Origin of the sequence: Actinomadura soli, assembly GCF_005889715.1 — a bacterium.
Lineage (GTDB): Bacteria > Actinomycetota > Actinomycetes > Streptosporangiales > Streptosporangiaceae > Spirillospora > Spirillospora soli.
Map to the genome: position 1 here is coordinate 1 of NZ_VCKW01000076.1, position 19,932 is coordinate 19,932.

Below are 19,932 nucleotides of genomic sequence, written 5' to 3' on the forward strand. Positions count from 1 at the left end.
GTTGGGCGGAGCGGAGGGCTCCGCGATGGCCCGCGGCGGGGGCCCGGGCCGGATCGGCTCCTCGCCGGACACCAGCATCGCCGCCAGGGCGAGCGTCGTCGCCGCGGCGACCACTCCGGTGCTGAGCGCCTGCTGCTGCCGCTTCGGCAGGCGCCGGAACCACAGCAGCGAGCCGCCCTTGGACGCGAGGTAGCCGGAGGTCGCCGCGCCCAGGACGAGCGGGCCGAGGACGTCCCGCAGGGCCTTGTTCACGTCCACCAGTTCCGCGTGGATGCCCGTGCGGCGCTTGCAGCTCTTCAGATGCCGCCGCACCTTGCGGATCTCGCGTTCGGCCAGCCCGCCGCGCACGTCGGAGCCGAGCTTCTCCAGGGCCGGACGGCACGCGTCCTCGGGGGCGATGTCGTCCAGGTGCATCTGCAGGTAGGCCTGGCGGAGGCCCTCGCGGGCGCGGTAGGCGAGCGCGGCGGCGCCGTTCGCGGTGAGGCCGAGCAGCGGGGCGATCTCGGCGGGCTTCGCGCGTTCGACCTCGGTGTGCCAGAGCACCGTCCGCCAGCGTCCGGGCAGCGACCGGAACGCGCGGGCGATCATCGAGCGCTCCAGCCCCCTCGACCGCCGGGCCGTCGAACGGGACGCCGGAGTCGAAGTTCTCGATCGTGTCGGTGTGCTGGACGCGCCGGTCGGCGCGCCGCCGGTCATAGACGCTCCGGCGGACGACGGTGAGCAGGTACGGGCGGAACCCGGCGTCGGGCCCGCCGCCGCTCTTGAGGGCCTTGAGGACCTTGGTGAAGGCGTCCTGGACGGCGTCGTCGGCGGCGTCCCGCCCGGTCAGGTGGCGGGCGAGGCCGCGGGCGGCGGCGAGGTGCCGTTCGTAGAGGGTCGCGTCGGCGGAGACGTCACCGGCGCGAACCCGGTCGACCAGCTCCGCGTCGCCCACCTCGGCCACGGCGGCCACGGCGGGGTCGGGGTCGGGGTCGTCTCGCCGGGCACGTCGCTCCATGCTTGCTAATTGTGACGACTTGGCCACGAGTTGTCATGCAATTTGGCCACAGTCGGAGTTCTTTGCACGAGTCGCGTCATGGCGGGGTCGCCGCGCAGTCGGAGGGAGTGTGGGCAGTACCGGGGCGGGCTGTCCACACGGGGTGCGTTCGTTCCGGCGAGGGGGTGGAACGAACGTGCCCCGTGCGTACGCGTGCCTGTGCGGGTTAGCCGGTGATGTCGGTGCGGCCCATCTCGTTCAGGGCGCCGCCGTCCCGTGGTGTCTCCCAGAGCACGTCGCAGTTGCGTCCTGACAGGTGGACGGTGGCGATCGCGTTGTCGAACCACGGCCCTTCCGTCATCCGCCACCGGATCGGCGGGACGGGCACCTTCGACAGCCTGGCCAGCGCGCGGAACGGGCCGCCCGCCGCCCGCGAGCACGCGATGCGGTTGGCCCAGCGGAACTTGCCGATCAGCGGGTTCCGCAGCGGCGAGCAGACGATCTGCGAGATCTTCGACTGCGTGCCGGGCTCGGTGACCCGCGCCAGGTAGGAGTAGTGGATGTCGCCGGACAGGAACGAGATGCTCGCCGGCGCGGGCCCGCGTTCGCCGCGTCCGACGGCGACGACGTCGGCGGCCACGTCGCGGAACGACCGCTCGAACGCCGCCCAGTGCTCCAGGTCGGCGGCCTGCCGGATCTTCTCCCCGAGCCCGGCCCCGGCCTTGCCCCACGCGCCACCGGCCATGGCCTCGTTCCACGACTCCGCGTGGTGGATCGCCATGGGCAGCAGGTAGGGCAGGGAACTCGCGATGAGCAGATGGTCCATTCCGCCTTGGCACTGCTCGTCCAGCCAGCGGGACTCGTCGTCGTCGAGCATGCCGCGCCGGTCGGTGGTGAGGAGGCGGGAGCAGCGGCTGTCCACGACGATGAGGCGGGTGGCGCCCCAGTCGTGCGCGTAGCTCCAGCGTGTACTGGCCGGTTCCTTGTCGGCCCTCTCGGCGAACTCGTCCAGGACGGCGCCCGCGTCGCCGGTGCTGTCGGACGCCGTCCGCAACGCCTTGTAGACGGGGTCGGACGCGCGCTCCTCCGGCGACATGTTCCCGAGGTGCTGGTAGATCCAGTACGAGCCGATCCCGCCGGTGATGCGGTCCTTCCACCAGGGCTGCGACCACATCTCCTGGCGCCACGCGTACGAGGTGTTCCAGTCGTCGCGGATGTCGTGGTCGTCGAAGATGGTGAACGTCGGGACGGTGGACAGCAGCCACCGCACCTCCGGGTCGTCGTGCCACGCGAGCTTGTACAGGTGGGTGTAGTCCTCGAAGTCGGCGGCCTCGTCGGAGGGCGGGTCGCCGGGCGCGCGGCGTCCCTTGATGAACTCGCGCATCGCGTCGCTCAGCTCGTCCGCGTAGACCTGGTCGCCGACCATGAGCAGGATGTCCGGCCAGGTCACCGCGTCGCCGCCGCCGCTGAGCCGGCGGGCGAGGGCGGCCAGCGCGTCGTGCCCGAACTGCTCGACCGTGCCGGGCGAACGGCGGCAGGACCCGAACGAGATCCGCAGCCCGCCCTCCGGGTCGAGCGTCCTGATCTGGGACGGCGGGAACCCGGCGTCCTCCTCGGGCCAGACGGTGTCGCCGTCGGCGACGACCTCGTAGGGGATCCGCGCACCAGCCGCGAGCCCTTCGATCTCGACAAGCGCGTAGTGGTGGCCGTGCGCGGTGAACGTGCGGGCGCCCGCGTCCAGGCCGTGCTCCTGGTTGACGACCCGGACCTCGCACGGACGGTCGGTCTCCACCCAGATAGTCGCGGTGTGGTGACTCACATGCCGGACGTGGGGGCCGAGTACCAAAGCGGTCATACCACGTCTCTCTAGCGGACCAGGGGGCGTCGCGTCCACCTAAGCGGGAACCCTGGACCGGGCTAGGGGCGGCGGCACAGTACTTTTGCTTCGGTTTCGGCGTCCAGGCCGACCGTGGGCCGGTCGGGGCGTTGCGGGGCGCGTCCGCCTATGGACTGGAGCCATTCCCACGTGTCCGCCACCGTTTCCTGGACGGTCCTGCAACGCAGCCCTGTGGAAAGAGCCTTGGCGACGTTGCCTCGGTGCAGTGTGTCGTAGTCCTCGCCAGGTGGGAGCCAGATCGGGAGGTCCATCCACGGCTCGATGCCTGCTTCGAGGATTGTTTCTGGGGGTGTCCAGACGAGCTCGGCGTCGGAGTCGGTGGTGTGGATGCACGCTTCGAGCAGCTCTTGCATCGTGGTGTGGTCTGGTGGGCTGACGAGGTCGAAGGGGCCGCCGAGTCCTTGCTCGATGGCGTCCAGGGTCCAGGCGGCCAGGTCCCGGACGTCGATGTACTGCAGTCCGGCATCGCGCGGGCCGGGCGCCAGGACCTTGCCGCCCTTCGCGATCCGGTTCAGCCACCAGGGCAACCGTCCGATGTTCTCGTACGGGCCGAGGATGAGCCCTGCGCGCACCAGCAGCGCCCTGTCGCCGAACACGTCGATCGCTGCCAGCTCTGCACCGCGCTTGGCGGCGGCGTAGTCGACGTCATCACCGTCGTCTGGGGAGCCTGCAACGACGGGGGCGTCTTCACCGAGCGCGTCGGGTTCGGGGAACACGTAGACGGAGCGGCTGGAGATGTAGACGTAGCGTTTGACGCGTCCGTCCAAGAGGCGTGCGCTGTCGCGCACGACGGACGGGGCGGCTGACCAGGTGTCGACGACCGCGTCCCATTTCTCGTCGGTGGCGAGTGCCTTGAGACCGTCCTCGGTGGTGCGGTCGCCGTGCAACGAGGCGACTCCCTGGGGCGGTTCATGGCGTCCCCTGTGGAAGACGGTCACGTTCCAGCCGCGCGCAAGAGCGCCTTCGCTGATGGCGCGTCCTGCGAACTCCGTCCCGCCTAGCATCAGAATCCTCATAGGAAGACTCTGCCTTCTGTACGTTCCGCACGGAACGCCGCACCGCTCACAGCAGAATCGAACCGCCGAAGACAGCGCTAGCGTCACGGCGTGACTGATTCCTTCGACATCGTCCGGGACCTCCCGAACGCGCTCGCTGACCGCAGGGCCGCCTGGACGTACATCCGAGGCTTCGCCGCGACCTGGCACACGCCGCTGACCCCGGAAGACGGCACACCAGAAGCAGAGCTCGCGGCGGCCGAGGAGAACCTCGGGTTACGGCTGCCCGCCGCCCTCCGCGAGGCTTACGCGCTCTTCGGACGCCGCCGCGCCATCCGGCCTCGAAGCGGTCCGCTCGCTCACGCGCCTGCCCTTCCCCGCCTACCCCCCGGGCGAGGAGGGGCAGAGCTTCTACGTCGGCCCGGGGCTGCTCATCTCCGATGGCGGAGGCGCCTGGCTGTGCGTCCGGGCCAGTGACGAGGAGACCCCCGACCGTTTCCGTGAAGACGTCCCCGCCGAGTGGCTCAACGGCTGAGCCGGGCCCCGTCCGGAAATTCTTCTTCGCGGCTGTCGAAATCGGGTGGGGCCGATGGTCGACAGGGGGAGACGTGGTTTCCGGGAGGAGGGACGATGGCCGACGACGGCTTGGACCCGCGCAGGTGGGCGGCGCTGGCGCTGCTCTGCGCGGCGAACTTCATGGTGATCCTCGATTCGCAGATCGTGCTGCTCGCGCTGCCATCGATCGAGCGGGATCTGGGGTTCTCCGGCGGCGGCGCGCAGTGGGTGCTGAGCGCCTACCTGCTCGGCTTCGGCGGGCTCATGCTGCTCGGCGGCCGGACGGCCGACCTGGTGGGCAGGCGCCGGACGTTCCTCGCAGGGACGACCCTGTTCCTGGTGTCGTCCCTGCTGTGCGGGTTCGCCTGGACGGGCGGCGTCCTGGTCGGCGCGCGGGTGGCGCAGGGGATCTCGGCGGCGCTGATGGCGCCGAGCGCGCTGTCCGTGGTCACCGCGATGTTCGCTGAGGGGACTGAACGCAACAAGGCGCTGGCGATCTGGTCGAGCGTCGGCGGTTTCGGGGCCACGGCGGCGCTGCTGGTCGGCGGGACGCTGACGGACGCGCTCGGCTGGCCCTGGGTGTTCTTCCTCAACGTGCCGGTCGCGATGGTGCTGCTCGCCCTGGGGCCGGTGCTGCTGAGCGAGAGCCGGGGCAGGGCGCGGGCGTACGACCCGGTGGGCGCGTTGACGGTCACGCTGGCGGTGTCGGCGGCGGTGTACGGGGTCGTCCGGGCGCCGGAGACCGGGTGGACGAGCGCGTCCACGCTGGGTGCGCTGGGGGTCGCGGTCGTGGCGGGGGCGGTGTTCGTGAGGGTCGAGACGCGGTCGGCGGCGCCGCTCGTCCCGCTGCAGATCTTCCGGTCGCGGCGGTTGACCGGCGGGAACCTGGTGATGCTGCTGACCGCGGTGGGCGCGTTCGGGACGTCGTTGGCCGTGTCGCAGTACGCGCAGGGCGTCCTCGGCTACTCGCCGCTGGAGTTCGGGCTGGCCACGGCCGTGCTGCCGGTAATGGCCGTGGTGGGGTCGTATGCGGCGCAGGCGATGATCGGGCGGGTGGACGTCCGGCCGGTGGCGATGACCGGGATGGCGTTCATGGCCGCGGGATGCCTCGCGCTGGGCCAGGTCTCGGAGAACAGCGGGTATGTGACGGGCCTGCTGCCGGGGCTGTTCCTGTTCGGGCTGGGGCTCGGGTCGTCCGCGGTGGCGGCGGCCGTGGCGGCGCTGTCCGGGGCGACCGAGCGGGACTCCGGGCTCGCGTCCGGGCTCAACACGGCGGCGTTCCAGCTCGGCGGCGCGCTCGGCGTGGCCGTCGCGTCCACCGTCGCGGTCTCGCGGGCGGGCGCCGTGCCGGGGTTCCGCGCGGCGTTCGACACCTCCGCCGGGATCGCGCTGGCCGGCGTGGCGATCGCCGGTCTGCTGCTCGCGAGGCCGCGCCGGCGACGAGTTCCGGAGCCGGTGGGAGTCACCATGTCGAAGGAGGAGAGCACATGCGGTACATGATGCTGATCTGCGGTGTCGAGAGCGACGAGATGCCCGCGGACGTGTTCGCCAAGCTGGAGGCCGACACCGGGGAATGGGTCGAGGAGATGGACGGACGCGGCGTGCGCCTGTTCGGCCACCGGCTCCGTCCCGTCGACACCGCGACGACCGTCCGGACGCGGGACGGGGAGACGCTGCTGTCGGACGGCCCGTTCGCCGAGACCAAGGAGCAGATCCTCGGATTCGACCTGATCGAGTGCGCGGACCTGGAGGAGGCGCTGGAGGTCGCGTCCGGCCACCCGTGCGCAGAGGCGGGGACGATCGAGGTCCGTCCCCTCTGGGAGGAATGACGGGACGCGTCGAGGGAGCGGTCGCGACGGCCTTCCACGAGGAGTGGGGACGGGTCGTCGCGACCCTCATCCGCATGACCGGCGACTGGGACCTCGCGGAGGAGTCGGCCCAGGAGGCGTTCGCGCGCGCTCTGGAGCGGTGGCCGGACGACGGCGTCCCCCGCCGTCCCGGCGCCTGGCTGACGACGACCGCCCGCAACCACGCGCTGACCCGGATCCGGCGCGGCCGGACCGAGAACGCCAAGCTCAAGGAGTTGGGCACGATGACCGGCCCGCGGGAACCGCCGTGGCGGAGCGATCCGAGCGGCGTCGCCGACGACCGGCTCCGGCTGATCTTCACCTGCTGCCATCCGGCGCTGCCGATGGAGGCGCGGGTGGCGCTCACGCTGCGGACGCTGCTCGGCCTGACCACCGGCGAGATCGCGCGGGCGTTCCTCGTCGCCGAGCCCGCGATGGCGCAGCGGCTCGTCCGGGCGAAGCGCAAGATCCGGGACGCGCGCATCCCGTACCGCGTGCCGCCCGCCCACCTGCTTCCCGAACGCACGACGTCCGTCCTCGGCGTGGTGTACCTGCTGTTCAACGAGGGCTACGCGGCGACGGAAGGCCCCGACCCGATGCGGGTCGACCTGTGCGCGGAGGCGATCCGGCTGGCCCGCGTCCTGCACGCGCTGATGCCGGACGAGCCGGAGGCCACGGGTCTGCTCGCCCTCCTGCTGCTCCAGCACTCCCGCCGCGCCGCCCGCCAGGACGCGGCGGGCGACCTCATCCCGCTCGAAGACCAGGACCGCGAACGCTGGGACCACGCCGCGATCACCGAAGGCACCGCCCTCCTGGACGACGCCCTGCGCCGCGGCGAACCCGGCCCCTACCAGGTGCAGGCCGCCATCGCCGCCTGCCACGCGACCGCCCGCACGCCCGGCGAGACCGACTGGCCGCAGATCGCCGCCCTGTACGGACGCCTGATCGAGCTGAACCCGAGCCCGGTCGTCCGGCTGAACCGGGCCGTCGCCGTCGCCATGGCGGACGGCCCCGAGGCGGGCCTCGCCCTGCTGCACGACCTGGAGGAGGGCCTCGCCGGCTACCACCTGCTCCCCGCCACCCGCGCCGACCTCCTCCGCCGCCTGGACCGCCGCGAGGAGGCGGCCGCCGCCTACCGCGAGGCCCTGGACCTGGCCCGGACCGCCCCCGACCGCCGCTACCTCGCCCGCCGCCTCGACGACCTCCGCCGCGCGGACTGAAGTTTCGTCATACTAAAGGGTATTCATCTCCCTCAATAAGAAATATTCGGGGATATTTACATTCGGTGTCGCGGGCGGCAAAGCTCTGGGTATCGTCTAGTTTCTGCAACTCTCATTCGGTGGGGGAATGGGCTTGTGCATTGACGACTGCCTTGCGGCCATGATGACGATTCCGGGAGCGCGGCGCGTGACACTGGTCGACTGTGCCAGCGGGCTCGCCGTGGCGGCGGCGGGCCGGGAGGACCTCGTCGACCAGCACGAGGCCGCCGCCGGAGCGACCGACGTGGTGCGGGCGGTGCTGGCGTCGCCGGCGCTCAGCGCCACCGCGGCGGGCGACGACGTCGAGGAGATCATCGTTTGCGGCACCGACGGATATCACCTCTTGGTCCTTACCGGAGCGAATATCGACGGGCATCTGTTCGTCCATTTGCTGCTCGGCAGGGAAGGGGGCAACCTCGCGCTCGCCCGGCTGCGCATGCGCGATCTCATCGGCGAAATGACGGGCGGCTGAGATGGTGGACGGGAGAGCCGGGCGGGTCGCCGGCGTCCTCGGCGCGCTGGAGCGGGAAAGGAGCACCGGCCTGCTGCGGGTGGGCGACGACGGGGCGTTCCATCTCGACGGCGGCGCGGTCGTCCACGCCGAGAGCCGGCACGCGCCGGGCCCGGGCGAGCTGCCGGGCGGGCCGCCGGGCGCGTCCGGTCCTGAGCTTCCGGAGCTGTTCGCGCTGTTCGACGCCGCCTACTTCCTCCTCGGCTCCGCGGCCGAGCCGGACTTCACCGCGGGCCCGCCGAGCGGGCGCACGCGGCGGATCACCGCGGCGACGCTCGTGCACGAGCGGCGGCGGCGCCGCGTCCTCCTCGACGCCGCCTGGCCCGACGGGGGCGTGGACGTCGCGCCCGTCGTGCCGGTCCGGCGCGTCCGGCGCCAGCGCGTCATCCTGACCGGCGTCCAGGCGGAGATCCTGCTCAACGCCGACGGCCGCCGGACGCCCGGGGAGCTCGCCAGGGAACTCGGCCGGACGGCGTTCGGCTGCCTGCTCGCCGTGCGCGGGCTCGCCGCCGCGTCGCTGCTGCGGACGCAGGCCCCGGCCCCGCCCGCCGTCCCGCCGGCCCGGGTCGAGATCCCGGCGAGCTGGGCGCCCGCCGACCAGGACCTGCTCGACCGGCTCCGCACCGCGCTGACGGAACTGGGCTGACCGTGCCGACGAATCCGGCGAGGGGACAGGTCGGCCTGCGGTGAAACGGGCTCACTTGATCGAAAGGCTGAAGAAGGTGGCGAAACGTACCGGGGCGGGGACGCGGACGGCGGCGGCCAGGGTGCCCGAGCCCGCGGTCGCGGCCGAGCTGAAGGAGCTGCGGGCACGTGTCCCGCTGCTCACCGGGAGCCTCGTCGCGTCGGCGGACGGGCTGCTCATCGCGCAGGACCTGCCGGATTCCGTCGAGCCGGACGGCATGGCGGCCGTGACGGCGACCGGGCTGTCCCTCGCGCACCGGATCGCGCAGACCGCGCACGGCGGCGACTTCCACGAGGTCGTGATCCGCGGCGCGGACGGCTACGTGGTCAGCTACGCCGCCGGGCCGCACGCGTCCCTCACCGTCCTCGCGGGACCGGACGCCAACGTGGGCCGCCTTCACCTGGAGTCGCGTCCCGCCGCCCGCGCCATCGCCGCGCACATCACAGGCACGCGCCGTTCATGACAACGATCGGAAGGGAGCACGCATGTCCAGTCTCGACGTCGCTCTGAAGGACATGATGTCGATCGACGGCGCCATCGGCGTCGCCGTCGTCGACTACGAAAGCGGGATGGCCCTCGGGCAGCTCGGCAGTTCCAAGACCCTGGACCTCCAGGTCGCCGCCGCCGGGAACACCGAGGTGGTGCGCGCGAAGCTCCGCACCATGGAGCAGCTCGGCCTCAAGGACGAGATCGAGGACATCCTCATCAGCCTCGCCGGCCAGTACCACGTCATCCGCCCGGTGACGGGCCGCAAGGGCAAGGGCCTGTTCCTCTACATGGCGCTCGACCGCAAGCGCGGCAACCTGGCCCTGACCCGGCACCGCCTCCGCGAGATCGAGGAGCACCTCGACATCTGACACGCACCGGACATCTGACACGCACCGGACATCTGACACGCACCGGACATCTGACACGCACCGGACATCTGACACGCACCGGACATCTGACACGCGCCGGACATCTGACACCCACCCCGGGCCAGACGCGCGTCCGCCCGCCGCCCGGAACACGGGCGGCGGGCGGCGCCGTCGTCACTTCGCGAGGCTTAGGCCCCGGGAGGGGTGGACGGTCAGTTTGTCGGCGGGCTCGTCGAGGTCGACGATCACCTCGTCGCCGTCGCGGACCTCGCCGGACAGCAGTTCGCGGGCGAGCTGGTCGCCGATCGCCGTCTGGACGAGGCGGCGCAGCGGGCGCGCCCCGTACAGCGGGTCGTAGCCGGTCAGGGCCAGCCATTCGCGGGCGGCCGGGGTGACGTCCAGGGTGAGCTGCCGGTCGGCGAGGCGCTCGGCGAGCTTGTCGACCTGGAGGTCGACGATGCGGGTCAGCTCCTTCGTGGAGAGCGCGTCGAACAGGATCACGTCGTCCAGGCGGTTGAGGAACTCCGGCTTGAAGGAGTTGCGGACGGCGTGCCAGACCGCTTCCTTCTTCGCGCCGTTCTCCAGGGTGGGGTCCACCAGGAACTGCGAGCCGATGTTGGAGGTGAGGATCAGGATCGCGTTGCGGAAGTCGACCGTGCGGCCCTGCCCGTCGGTGAGGCGGCCGTCGTCCAGGACCTGGAGGAGGACGTCGAACACCTCGGGGTGCGCCTTCTCGACCTCGTCCAGCAGGACGACCGAGTACGGGCGGCGCCGGACGGCCTCGGTGAGCTGCCCGCCCTCCTCGTAGCCGACGTAGCCGGGCGGCGCGCCGACGAGGCGGGCGACGCTGTGCTTCTCGGAGTACTCGCTCATGTCGATGCGGGTCATCGCGCGCTCGTCGTCGAAGAGGAACTCGGCGAGTGCTTTGGCCAGCTCCGTTTTGCCTACGCCGGTCGGGCCGAGGAACAGGAACGAGCCGGTCGGGCGGTCCGGGTCGGAGATGCCCGCGCGGGCGCGGCGGACGGCGTCCGACACGGTGCGGACGGCGGTCTCCTGCCCGATGAGGCGGCGTCCGAGCTCGTCCTCCATGCGCAGGAGCTTGGCGGTCTCGCCTTCGAGGAGGCGCCCGGCGGGGATGCCCGTCCAGGACGCGACCACGTCGGCGACGTCGTCCGGGCCGACCTCCTCCTTGACCATCGCGTCGCGGTTGTCGGCGGCCTCGTCCGCCTCTTCGAGCTGCTTCTCCAGCGCCGGGATCTCGCCGTAGGTGAGGCGCGCGGACGTTTCGAGGTCGCCGTCGCGCTGGGCGCGCTCGGCCTCGCCGCGCAGCTGGTCGATCCGCTCCTTGATCTCGCCGACGCGGTTCAGGCTCGCCTTCTCCTTGTCCCAGCGGGCGACGAGGCCGGTGAGGTGCTCCTGCTTGTCGGCGAGGTCGGCGCGGAGCCGGTCGAGCCGCTGCCTGGACGCCTCGTCGGTCTCCTTGGAGAGGTTCATCTCCTCCATCTTGAGGCGGTCGACGGTGCGCTGCAGCTCGTCGATCTCTACTGGGCGTGAGTCGATTTCCATGCGGAGGCGTGAGGCTGCCTCGTCCACCAGGTCGATGGCCTTGTCGGGGAGGTAGCGCGAGGTGATGTAGCGGTCGGAGAGGGCGGCCGCCGAGACGAGGGCCGAGTCGTTGATCTGGACCTTGTGGTGCGCCTCGTAGCGGCCCTTGAGGCCGCGCAGGATCGCGATCGTGTCCTCGACGGACGGCTCGCCGACCATGACCTGCTGGAAGCGGCGTTCCAGGGCGGCGTCCTTCTCGATGCGCTCGCGGTACTCGTCCAGGGTGGTCGCGCCGATCATGCGGAGTTCGCCGCGCGCCAGCATCGGCTTCAGCATGTTGCCCGCGTCCATCGCGCCCTCGGCCGCGCCCGCGCCGACGACGGTGTGCAGCTCGTCGATGAACGTGACGACCTGCCCCTCGCTTTGCTTGATCTCGTTGAGGACGGCCTTCAGCCGCTCCTCGAACTCGCCCCGGTACTTGGCACCCGCGACCATCGCGCTGAGATCGAGGGAGATGAGCTTCTTGCCGCGCAGCGACTCGGGGACGTCGCCCGCGACGATCCGCTGGGCGAGGCCCTCCACGACGGCGGTCTTGCCGACGCCGGGCTCGCCGATCAGCACCGGGTTGTTCTTCGTCCGGCGCGACAGCACCTGGACGACCCGGCGGATCTCCGAGTCGCGTCCGATGACGGGGTCGAGGCGCCCGTCGCGGGCGGCGGCGGTCAGGTCGACGCCGTAGCGCTCCAGCGACTGGTACGTGCCCTCCGGGTTCTCGCTGGTGACGCGGGCGTGGCCGCGGACCTTCTCGAACGCGTCCAGCAGGGCCTGGGGCGTCGCGCCGAACTCCTTCAGCAGGCCCGCCGCCGGGCCGCCGTCCGCCGCGAGCCCGACGAGGAGGTGCTCGGTCGAGACGTAGTCGTCCTCGAGCTGCTTCGCCCGGTTCGCCGCCGTGTTGACCGACCGCTGGAGCTGCCCCGACAGGCGCGGCGTCGACACCGTCGAACCCTGCGCCTTCGGCATCGCGGCGAGCTGCTCCTCCGCCCGGCTCCTGATCGCCTTCCAGTCGGCGCCGACGGCCTCCAGCAGCGGCACCGCCGTGCCGTCGGTCAGCGCGATCAGCGCGGCCAGCAGATGCTGCGGCTCCACCTCGGGATGCCCCTCGGCCGCGGCCCGCCGGACCGCGACCGACACCGCCTCCTGGCTCTTCTGGGTCAGTTTGTAGTCCACCGGTCCCCCTATTCCCGGTTGCGCTCGTGCCAGACGACGACGCTGGTGTGCCTGATCGGCACCAGGTCGGCGCCGGGAGTGCCCTCCGGTTCACCGTGCCGGCGCTGCTGCGCCAGCCGCGCCGCGACGGCACGGGTCGATTCGAGTTCGTTGGCGAGCTCGTCCAGCGCGGCGTGCGCCTTGCCGAGCTCCTCGCGGAGCCGCACGTTGTCGCGCTGCAGCTCCAGGATGTGCTTGATGCCGGACAGGTTGATGCCCTCCTCCTGCGAGAGCCGCTGGATCTCGCGGAGCATGACGATGTCGCGCATCGAGTACCGGCGGCCCCGGCCCGCCGTCCGGCCGGGGCACACCAGGCCCATCCGGTCATAGGTCCGCAGCGTCTGCGGATGCAGCCCGGACAGCTGGGCCGCCACCGAGATCACGTAGACCGGGGTGTCGTCGCCGAAGGGGTCGGTGCCCATGGCGTCACTCCTGCCTGGCCTGCTGGACGAGCTCGGCGCGCAGGTCGTCGCCGGAGCCGGCCTCGCGCAGCCGGACGAGGGCCTCCCGCGCCTGGTCGTCGAGCTTCTGCGGCACCTGGACGTCGACGGTGACGAGCAGGTCGCCCTTCGTGCCGTCCCGGCGGGCCGCGCCGCGGCCCTTCACACGGAACTTGCGGCCGTTCGGGGTGCCCTCGGGCAGCTTCAGCGTGACCGGCTGCCCCTGGAACGTCGGCACCCGGATCTCCGCGCCGAGCGCCGCCTCCGGGAACGTCACCGGGACCGACAGCGTCAGGTTGTCGCCGCTGCGGCCGAACACCTTGTGCGGCTGCACCTTGATGTGGACGTACAGGTCGCCGTGCGGGCCGCCGTTCTCGCCCGGCGCGCCCTTGCCCTTGAGCCGGATCTTCTGGCCGTCCGCGACGCCCGCCGGGATGCGGGCCTGGATCGTGCGGGTGCCGGTCGCGCGGCCGCTGCCGTGGCAGGTGGGGCACGGGTCGTCGACGACGAGGCCCCGGCCGTGGCACTCCTTGCACGGCTCCTGGAACCCGAAGTTGCCGAGGTTGCGGGTCTCGTGCCCGGTGCCCTCGCAGTTCGGGCACACCCGCGGGACGGTGCCCGCCTTCGCGCCCGTGCCGCGGCAGCTGTTGCACGCCGCCTCGCTGGTCAGCTTGATCGGGACGGTGACGCCGTTCATCGCGCGCCCGAACGAGAGCGTCACCTCGGTCTCGACGTCCGCGCCCCGGCGGGCGCGGCGCGTGCCCGTCCCCGTCGTGCGGGTGCCGCCGCCCCGGCCGAACAGGCCGCCGAACAGGTCACCGATGCGCTCGCCGGCGCCGCCGGTCTGCGTCCCGGCGCCGCCCTGGCCGAACAGGTCGCCGAGGTCGAACGGGAACCCGCCGCCCTGCTGGCCGCGGAAACCGCCCGGCATCGACCGCACCGCGTCGTACTCCTTGCGGCGCTTGTCGTCGGACAGGACGTCGTACGCCTCGGAGACCTCCTTGAAGCGGTCCTCGGCCTCGGTGTCGCCCTTGTTCGCGTCCGGGTGGTACTTGCGGGCGAGCTTCCGGTACGACTTCTTGATCTCCTCCTGCGAGGCCGTCTTCGCGACACCGAGGACCTTGTAGTAGTCCTTCTCCAGGTAGTCCTTGGTGCTCACGGCGCCCCGCTCTCTGCTATCGCCACTTGCCTGATGTCCTCACGCGACCCCGCGGGGGCCCGCCCCGTCCGGGACGGGCCCGCGGTGCCTTCTGGGGAGACGATCCCCCGGAACCCCCGGCGAGGGCCAGGGGATCATTCGCCGTCGTCACCCGGCTCGCCCGAGTCGTCCGAACCGGCCTTGTCGTCCGAACCGGCCTTGGCCGCCTTCTCGGCGTCCCCGGCCTTCTCGGCCTTCGCCGCGGGCTCGTCGGCGTCCGGGTCGGGCTCGGCCACCGCCACGCGCGCGGGCCGCAGGATCCGCTCGCCGATGCGGTACCCGGGCTGGAGGACGTCCACGACACTCGTCTCGGTCACCTCCGCCGAGTACCCGTGCATGAGCGCCTCGTGGACGACCGGGTCGAACGGCTCGCCCTTCTCGCCGTAACGTTCCAGGCCGAGCTTGCCCGTGATCGCCTCCAGGCTCTCCGCGACGGACTTGAACCCGCCGGTGAGCTCGTCGTGGTCACGGGCGCGGCCGATGTCGTCCAGCACCGGGAACAGCTCGGACAGCACCTGCCCGAGCGCCTGCTCCCGGACCGCGACCCGGTCGCGCTCGACCCGCTTGCGGTAGTTGTCGTATTCGGCCTTCAGCCGCTGGAGGTCTGCGAGACGCTCCGCCAGCTGGGTCTTGAGCGAGGCGACCTCCTCGTCCGAGACCGTGGCGCCCCCGTTCGCCGGGGCCTCCGGGGCCGGCGACGAGTCCGCCGCCCGCTCCCGGACTTTCCCCGTTTCGGGATCGATGCGCCGCTTGTCGCGGATCACCGGGCCCTCCTTCTCCTCGCCCTCGTCGGGGGAGGTCGTCACGAAGCATCACCCTTCGGCTTGTCCTCGTCCACGATCTCGGCGTCGACGACCTCGTCGTCCTGCGGCTCGCCCTGCGCGTCGGCCGTCGGGCCGTGGTCGTCGGCGCCGGCCTGCGCGCCCTCGGGGTTCTGCGCGTACATGGCCGCGCCCATCTTCTGGCTGACCTGCGCCAGCTTCTCGGCGCTGCCCTTGATCGCGTCGACGTCGGTGCCCTCCAGTGCCTTCTTCACCTCGGCGACCGCGTCGTTGACCTCGGACTTCAGCTCCTCGGGGACCTTCTCGTCGTTCTCCCGCAGGAACTTCTCGGTCGAGTACGCGAGGGTGTCGGCCTGGTTGCGGACCTCGGCCTCCTCCTTGCGCTGGCGGTCCTCCTCGGCGTACTGCTCGGCCTCGCGGACCATCTTCTCGATGTCGTCCTTCGGCAGCGCGCTGCCGCCGGTGATGACCATCGACTGCTCGCGCCCGGTGCCCTGGTCCTTCGCGCTGACGTTCACGATGCCGTTCGCGTCGATGTCGAAGGTGACCTCGATCTGCGGGACGCCGCGCGGCGCCGGCGGCAGACCGGTGAGCTGGAAGGTGCCGAGCTTCTTGTTGCGCGCGGCGATCTCACGCTCGCCCTGGTAGACCTGGATCTCCACGGACGGCTGGTTGTCGTCGGCGGTGGTGAACGTCTCGGACCGCTTGGTCGGGATCGTCGTGTTCCGCTCGATGATCTTGGTGAAGATGCCGCCCTTGGTCTCGATGCCGAGGCTCAGCGGGGTCACGTCCAGCAGCAGGACGTCCTTGACCTCGCCCTTCAGCACGCCGGCCTGGAGGCTGGCGCCGATCGCGACGACCTCGTCCGGGTTGACGCCCTTGTTCGGCTCCTTGCCGCCGGTCAGCTCCTTCACCAGCTCCGACACCGCGGGCATGCGGGTCGAGCCGCCGACCAGGACGACCTGGTTGATGCCGTCCACCGACATGTTCGCGTCCTTCAGCACCTGCTGGAACGGCGCCCTCGTCCGCTCGAGCAGGTCGGAGGTCATGCGCTGGAACTCGGAGCGGCTGAGCTTCTCGTCCAGGTGCAGCGGGCCCTCGCTGGACGCGGTGATGTAGGGCAGGTTGATCTGCGTCTCCGTCGAGCTGGACAGCTCGATCTTCGCCTTCTCCGCCGCCTCGCGCAGCCGCTGGAGCGCCATCTTGTCCTTGGCCAGGTCGACGCCGTTGGCGTTCTTGAACCGCTCGACCAGCCAGTCGACGACCTTCTGGTCCCAGTCGTCGCCGCCCAGGTGGTTGTCACCGCTGGTGGCCTTCACCTCGACGACCCCGTCGCCGACCTCCAGCAGGGACACGTCGAACGTGCCGCCGCCGAGGTCGAACACCAGGATGGTCGCCTCGTTCTCCTTCTCCAGGTGGTACGCCAGCGCGGCCGAGGTCGGCTCGTTGATGATCCGCAGGACGTTCAGCCCCGCGATCTGCCCGGCCTCCTTCGTGGCCTGCCGCTGGTGGTCGGAGAAGTACGCGGGCACGGTGATGACCGCGTCGGTGACCGTCTCGCCGAGGTAGGACTCCGCGTCCCGCTTCAGCTTCTGCAGCACGAACGCGCTGATCTGCTGCGGGGTGAAGTCCTTGTCGTCGATCTTGGTCTTCCAGTCGGTGCCCATCTCGCGCTTGACCGAGCGGATCGTCCGGTCCACGTTGGTCACGGCCTGGCGCTTGGCGACCTCGCCGACCAGCACTTCGCCGTTCTTGGCGAAGGCGACGACGGACGGCGTGGTCCGCGACCCCTCCGCGTTCGCGATGACGGTGGGCTCCCCGCCCTCCAGGATCGCGACGACCGAGTTGGTCGTCCCGAGGTCGATGCCGACCGCACGTGCCATGTTCTCGTCCTCCGTCGTATCCGGTGATATCGCGCCCCGGTCGCCCCAGGGGTGCGCCCGGTCGGGTTTCTGTCGGCAAGCGTGCCTGGACGGCCCAACGTTGTCAAATCACTTGAGCCGCCCCGACTCAACTTTGCTGACGACCTCTCCAACACTACGTCTGAGCGCCCTATTCCGGTTCCCGATCCGCTCCCATTGGCCCGGAGTTCGGCATCGCGGATGAGGCCGTCCGCCGCTCCATCCCTCGCCAGGAGGACGGCCGCTCCGCCGCGTTGGCCATCGGACGTCCGCAACCTGCCCGTGACCTGCGAACTCGGGTCTGGAATCGATCTTTGGACCGTGCTACCGTCCCCGCCTAGTTCAGATTTGAACAACCCCCCTGGAGGGCGCATGAACCCCGCGACCCGAATCCCCCACCTCTCCGACCTCGGCCTGCTCATCGGACGCGTCGCCGTCGGCGTCGTGTTCGTCGCGCATGGCTGGCAGAAGATCAACGACCTGGGCCACGGCGCCGTGGCCAAGATGTTCGAGGGCATGGACGTGCCGGTGGCGTCGCTGTCCGCGTACTACTCGACCTGGGTCGAGTTCCTCGCCGGACTCGCCCTCATCGTGGGCGCGGCCGTACCGATCGCGGGCCTGCTGCTCGCGATCGACATGGCCGGGGCCTTCTTGTTCGTCCACAAGGGCAACGGCGTCTTCGTCGCCGAGAACGGCTACGAGCTCGTCCTCGCCCTCGGCGGGGCGGCGATCCTGCTCGCCTTCGCGGGCGCGGGCCGCTTCTCCGTCGACGGCCTCATCTTCAGCCGCACAGAATCCCGCGATCCCCAGCACGCGACCTGAACCCGCTGATCTTCACCTGAGAGGGCCCTCGACGTACGCGTCGAGGGCCCTCTCGCATGGTCACCTCGAACAGGCCGCGCCCGCGCGGTTCCGAACTGCTGGGCGTTAGACGCCCGCATCGCCGTCCAGGTTCGCCGCTGGCCTGAAAAGGACGAAACCGCCCGTGATCAGGGGTCTTATCCGAGAAACACCGATATGATCATGCCTCGTTGTCAACACCCCTACATCTGCCCGCGACTCCGTGCGTGTCGCGGATGAGGTGCGAACGCCGCGCCGATCAGGGCGGCCATCGCACCATCGCGCCATCGGCCGCAGGACGAACGATCAGCCCTCCAGAGGAGCAGTGACATGACCCTGACCCGACTCGCGGCCGCCGGTGCCGCAGCCGCCTGCCTGGTGCTGGGCACGGCGGGCGCCGCCCACGCGCAGGAGCAGCCCCAGATCAACGTCAGCCCGCGGGTGTTCACCCCGGGCCAGGCCATCACCATCACGATCACCGAGTGCACGCAGAAGCCGACCATCAACGCGGCGGAGGCCACCCGCGTGTTCACCGCCGTCCCGGCGTTCACCGGGACGCCGGGCGAGAAGTGGACGGCCCGTCAGGCCACCAGGTCCAACCTCATCCCCGGGAAGACCTACACCGTCAACCTGACCTGCACGGTCGGCGAGCAGACCGTCAAGGGCTCCATCACCGTCAACCCCGGCAAGAAGCCCTCCCCCAAGCCCACGCCCACGAAGCCCGGCTCCCCGGCGCCGCAGCCGAGCAGCCCCGTGCCCGTCCCGAGCGGGCCGATCAACACCGGTGACGGCAGCACCCAGGACGGCGGCTCCGGCACGACGCTGCTGGCCGGCGGCGCGGCCGTCGCGCTGGCCGGTGCCGGCATGGGCGCGTTCGCGCTGCGCCGCCGGGCCGGGCGGGAGCGTTCCTGAGTTGACGGACCGCACCACCGTCCCCGCCGGTCGCCGCGCCGTGTGCGCGGCGGCCGGCGCGCTGGTCATAGGACTCCTGCTGGGCTCCTGCGGCGGCGGTGACGAGCCACCGGCCGCGGCGAGCGGCGGTGGGAGCACACCGGCCGCGTCCGCCGCCGTCCCCGAAGGGAACGCGAAGCCGCTGCCCAAGTCGCCGCCGAAGACGCTCAGCATCGCCAAGCTCGGCGTCACCGCCCCGGTGTCCCCGCTGGGCCTGCGTCCGGACGGGCGCATCGAGGAGCCACCGCTCAGCCGTCCCAACCTGACCGGGTGGTACAAGCTCGGCCCCACCCCGGGAGAGAACGGGCCGTCGGTGATCCTCGGCCACGTGGACGCCAACAAGAAGCAGGCCGTCTTCTACCGGCTCAAGGATCTGAAGCAGGGCGACCGGATCGAGGTGACCCGTCAGGACGGGACCACCGCGACGTTCGCGGTGACGTCCAAGCAGGACGTGGACAAGAACGCCTTCCCGCACAAGAAGGTGTTCGCCGAGACCCTCGACTACTCGTCCCTGCGCCTGGTCACCTGCGGCGGCGCGTTCGACGCCTCGACCGGGCACTACAAGAACAACCTCATCGTCTACGCCAAGCTGGTGCAGAGCGCCTGAGCGCGGCGACCGCAACGGCCGTTCCTTCTCCGGACCACCGGAGGCAGGGACGGCCGTTTTGGCGTTGACCCCGGACCCCATCTTGTCATTGACAAGATGCCCTGTCCTGTCGCAATCTAGACAGTGACAGGATTAAGTGTCCGGGGCCCTGGGCCCCCACATCGGAAGGCCGGATCCATGGAAGACCTCATCAACACCGTTGGCGTGGAGCTGATCGTCCTCGTCGTCGCCGCGCCCGCGTTGCGCCTGCTCGGGGCCCTCGGCGTGCGCCGTTTCGCCGACTGGCCGGTCTCCGCCGCTCACGCGATGGCGGTCATGCTCGTCCTCACCGGCATCGTGCGCTTCGTGCCTGACAGCGTGGCCGCCATGCCCAGCGCCGAAGAACTCGCCCGCATGGTGCCGCCGTTCGTGCCCTTCCCGCTGGCGATGGTCTACCTGACCGGCGTCCTGGAACTGCTCATCGCCGCCGGTCTCGTCCTGGCGCGTACCCGCTGGAGCGCCGCTGTCGGACTGGCCGTCCTGCTGCCACTACTGCTCCCGGCCAACATCTACGCCGCCCTCAACGACATCCCCCTGAACGGCGCCGAGGCCACCCCGCTGTGGATCCGGATCCCGCAGCAGGCCGCCTACATCGCCATCGCGCTGTGGATCGCCAGATCCGCCGACTCCACCAGCGCGCGGCGCCTGCTCAAGGGGCGCGTGCTGAAGGGCCGCCTGCTCAAGGGCCGCCTGCTTAAGCTGCCCCTGGCCCGCTAGCGCGACTCCGTGGATCGTGGGCGGGCGTGAAAGTGGTGGGCGGATGCGGGTGATACGTGTGTGA

The 19,932-nt window shown here is 71.1% G+C and carries 18 protein-coding genes and 2 pseudogenes; 11 read left to right on the forward strand and 9 right to left on the reverse strand.

Going from position 1 to position 19,932, the window contains the following annotated elements:
• The 4 genes and pseudogenes from ETD83_RS16710 to ETD83_RS16725 all read right to left on the reverse strand — a co-directional run.
• Positions 1-588, reverse strand: a pseudogene (locus ETD83_RS16710) (sigma-70 family RNA polymerase sigma factor); the annotation flags it as partial.
• Positions 589-730: 142 nt separating this feature from the next.
• Positions 731-997: pseudogene (locus tag ETD83_RS45970) on the reverse strand (sigma factor); the annotation flags it as partial.
• A 205-nt stretch (positions 998-1,202) separates the two neighbouring features.
• A complete protein-coding gene (locus ETD83_RS16720; RefSeq protein WP_138646058.1) occupies positions 1,203-2,831 on the reverse strand; it encodes an alkaline phosphatase D family protein in 1,629 nt (542 codons plus the stop codon).
• A 62-nt stretch (positions 2,832-2,893) separates the two neighbouring features.
• Positions 2,894-3,889 carry an NAD-dependent epimerase/dehydratase family protein gene (locus ETD83_RS16725; protein WP_205717714.1) on the reverse strand — a complete coding sequence of 332 codons (996 nt, stop codon included), beginning with the start codon at positions 3,887-3,889 and terminating at the stop codon, positions 2,894-2,896.
• A gap of 609 nt (positions 3,890-4,498) precedes the next feature.
• On the opposite strand from ETD83_RS16725, the gene ETD83_RS16735 reads away from it, so the two are divergent.
• The 7 genes from ETD83_RS16735 (at position 4,499) to ETD83_RS16765 (ending at position 9,582) form a co-directional block, all read left to right on the forward strand.
• Positions 4,499-5,923, forward strand: a complete 1,425-nt coding sequence (locus ETD83_RS16735) for an MFS transporter (RefSeq protein ID WP_138646059.1) — start codon at positions 4,499-4,501, stop codon at positions 5,921-5,923.
• The gene (locus tag ETD83_RS16740; RefSeq protein ID WP_138646060.1) at positions 5,911-6,252 is read left to right on the forward strand and encodes a YciI family protein; all 342 of its coding nucleotides are present in this window, start codon (positions 5,911-5,913) and stop codon (positions 6,250-6,252) included. The genes ETD83_RS16735 and ETD83_RS16740 overlap by 13 nt, the downstream gene beginning before the upstream one ends.
• Complete coding sequence (locus tag ETD83_RS16745; RefSeq protein ID WP_138646061.1) at positions 6,249-7,490, forward strand: RNA polymerase sigma factor; 1,242 nt, start codon at positions 6,249-6,251, stop codon at positions 7,488-7,490. Before ETD83_RS16740 ends, ETD83_RS16745 begins: the two co-directional genes overlap by 4 nt.
• Before the next feature lie 187 nt (positions 7,491-7,677).
• Entirely contained in the window at positions 7,678-8,001 is a 324-nt protein-coding gene (locus ETD83_RS16750) for a hypothetical protein (protein ID WP_230420956.1), read from the forward strand.
• Between the two features lies 1 nt (position 8,002).
• Positions 8,003-8,686, forward strand: a complete 684-nt coding sequence (locus tag ETD83_RS16755) for a transcriptional regulator (protein WP_138646062.1) — start codon at positions 8,003-8,005, stop codon at positions 8,684-8,686.
• A gap of 76 nt (positions 8,687-8,762) precedes the next feature.
• Complete coding sequence (locus ETD83_RS16760; protein WP_230420957.1) at positions 8,763-9,188, forward strand: roadblock/LC7 domain-containing protein; 426 nt, start codon at positions 8,763-8,765, stop codon at positions 9,186-9,188.
• 22 nt (positions 9,189-9,210) lie between these two features.
• Entirely contained in the window at positions 9,211-9,582 is a 372-nt protein-coding gene (locus tag ETD83_RS16765) for a hypothetical protein (RefSeq protein WP_138646063.1), read from the forward strand.
• A gap of 174 nt (positions 9,583-9,756) precedes the next feature.
• Here the strand turns inward: ETD83_RS16765 and clpB are convergent, their stop codons facing one another.
• From clpB to dnaK, 5 genes are all read right to left on the reverse strand, one after another.
• Entirely contained in the window at positions 9,757-12,354 is a 2,598-nt protein-coding gene (clpB, locus tag ETD83_RS16770) for an ATP-dependent chaperone ClpB (RefSeq protein ID WP_138646064.1), read from the reverse strand.
• An 8-nt stretch (positions 12,355-12,362) separates the two neighbouring features.
• Positions 12,363-12,815 carry a heat shock protein transcriptional repressor HspR gene (locus ETD83_RS16775; RefSeq protein ID WP_138646065.1) on the reverse strand — a complete coding sequence of 151 codons (453 nt, stop codon included), beginning with the start codon at positions 12,813-12,815 and terminating at the stop codon, positions 12,363-12,365.
• A 4-nt stretch (positions 12,816-12,819) separates the two neighbouring features.
• Entirely contained in the window at positions 12,820-13,992 is a 1,173-nt protein-coding gene (gene dnaJ / locus ETD83_RS16780; protein ID WP_138646066.1) for a molecular chaperone DnaJ, read from the reverse strand.
• Between the two features lie 134 nt (positions 13,993-14,126).
• Positions 14,127-14,837 carry a nucleotide exchange factor GrpE gene (gene grpE / locus ETD83_RS16785; RefSeq protein ID WP_205717716.1) on the reverse strand — a complete coding sequence of 237 codons (711 nt, stop codon included), beginning with the start codon at positions 14,835-14,837 and terminating at the stop codon, positions 14,127-14,129.
• On the reverse strand, positions 14,834-16,696 hold the full coding sequence (dnaK, locus tag ETD83_RS16790; RefSeq protein WP_138646067.1) for a molecular chaperone DnaK: 1,863 nt from the start codon (positions 16,694-16,696) through the stop codon (positions 14,834-14,836). Before dnaK ends, grpE begins: the two co-directional genes overlap by 4 nt.
• A 390-nt stretch (positions 16,697-17,086) precedes the next feature.
• On the opposite strand from dnaK, the gene ETD83_RS16795 reads away from it, so the two are divergent.
• The 4 genes from ETD83_RS16795 (at position 17,087) to ETD83_RS16810 (ending at position 19,868) form a co-directional block, all read left to right on the forward strand.
• Positions 17,087-17,536: a DoxX family protein gene (locus ETD83_RS16795; RefSeq protein WP_138646068.1), complete on the forward strand. Its 450-nt coding sequence runs from the start codon at positions 17,087-17,089 to the stop codon at positions 17,534-17,536.
• 348 nt (positions 17,537-17,884) lie between these two features.
• Positions 17,885-18,466, forward strand: a complete 582-nt coding sequence (locus tag ETD83_RS16800) for a hypothetical protein (RefSeq protein WP_138646069.1) — start codon at positions 17,885-17,887, stop codon at positions 18,464-18,466.
• Position 18,467: 1 nt separating this feature from the next.
• Positions 18,468-19,112 carry a class F sortase gene (locus ETD83_RS16805; RefSeq protein ID WP_138646070.1) on the forward strand — a complete coding sequence of 215 codons (645 nt, stop codon included), beginning with the start codon at positions 18,468-18,470 and terminating at the stop codon, positions 19,110-19,112.
• A 177-nt stretch (positions 19,113-19,289) separates the two neighbouring features.
• Positions 19,290-19,868, forward strand: coding sequence for a DoxX family protein (locus ETD83_RS16810; RefSeq protein WP_230420958.1), 579 nt, complete (start codon positions 19,290-19,292; stop codon positions 19,866-19,868).
• The last annotated feature ends 64 nt before the right edge of the window (positions 19,869-19,932 follow it).

Excerpts from the sequence above, each read along its gene's own strand:
- ETD83_RS16720 (WP_138646058.1), bottom strand. The coding sequence starts at position 2,831 with ATGACCGCTTTGGTACTCGGCCCCCACGTCCGGCATGTGAGTCACCAC.
- ETD83_RS16725 (WP_205717714.1), bottom strand. The coding sequence starts at position 3,889 with ATGAGGATTCTGATGCTAGGCGGGACGGAGTTCGCAGGACGCGCCATC.
- ETD83_RS16735 (WP_138646059.1), top strand. The coding sequence starts at position 4,499 with ATGGCCGACGACGGCTTGGACCCGCGCAGGTGGGCGGCGCTGGCGCTG.
- ETD83_RS16740 (WP_138646060.1), top strand. The coding sequence starts at position 5,911 with ATGCGGTACATGATGCTGATCTGCGGTGTCGAGAGCGACGAGATGCCC.
- ETD83_RS16745 (WP_138646061.1), top strand. The coding sequence starts at position 6,249 with ATGACGGGACGCGTCGAGGGAGCGGTCGCGACGGCCTTCCACGAGGAG.
- ETD83_RS16755 (WP_138646062.1), top strand. The coding sequence starts at position 8,003 with ATGGTGGACGGGAGAGCCGGGCGGGTCGCCGGCGTCCTCGGCGCGCTG.
- ETD83_RS16765 (WP_138646063.1), top strand. The coding sequence starts at position 9,211 with ATGTCCAGTCTCGACGTCGCTCTGAAGGACATGATGTCGATCGACGGC.
- ETD83_RS16775 (WP_138646065.1), bottom strand. The coding sequence starts at position 12,815 with ATGGGCACCGACCCCTTCGGCGACGACACCCCGGTCTACGTGATCTCG.
- dnaK (WP_138646067.1), bottom strand. The coding sequence starts at position 16,696 with ATGGCACGTGCGGTCGGCATCGACCTCGGGACGACCAACTCGGTCGTC.
- ETD83_RS16795 (WP_138646068.1), top strand. The coding sequence starts at position 17,087 with ATGAACCCCGCGACCCGAATCCCCCACCTCTCCGACCTCGGCCTGCTC.
- ETD83_RS16800 (WP_138646069.1), top strand. The coding sequence starts at position 17,885 with ATGACCCTGACCCGACTCGCGGCCGCCGGTGCCGCAGCCGCCTGCCTG.
- ETD83_RS16810 (WP_230420958.1), top strand. The coding sequence starts at position 19,290 with ATGGAAGACCTCATCAACACCGTTGGCGTGGAGCTGATCGTCCTCGTC.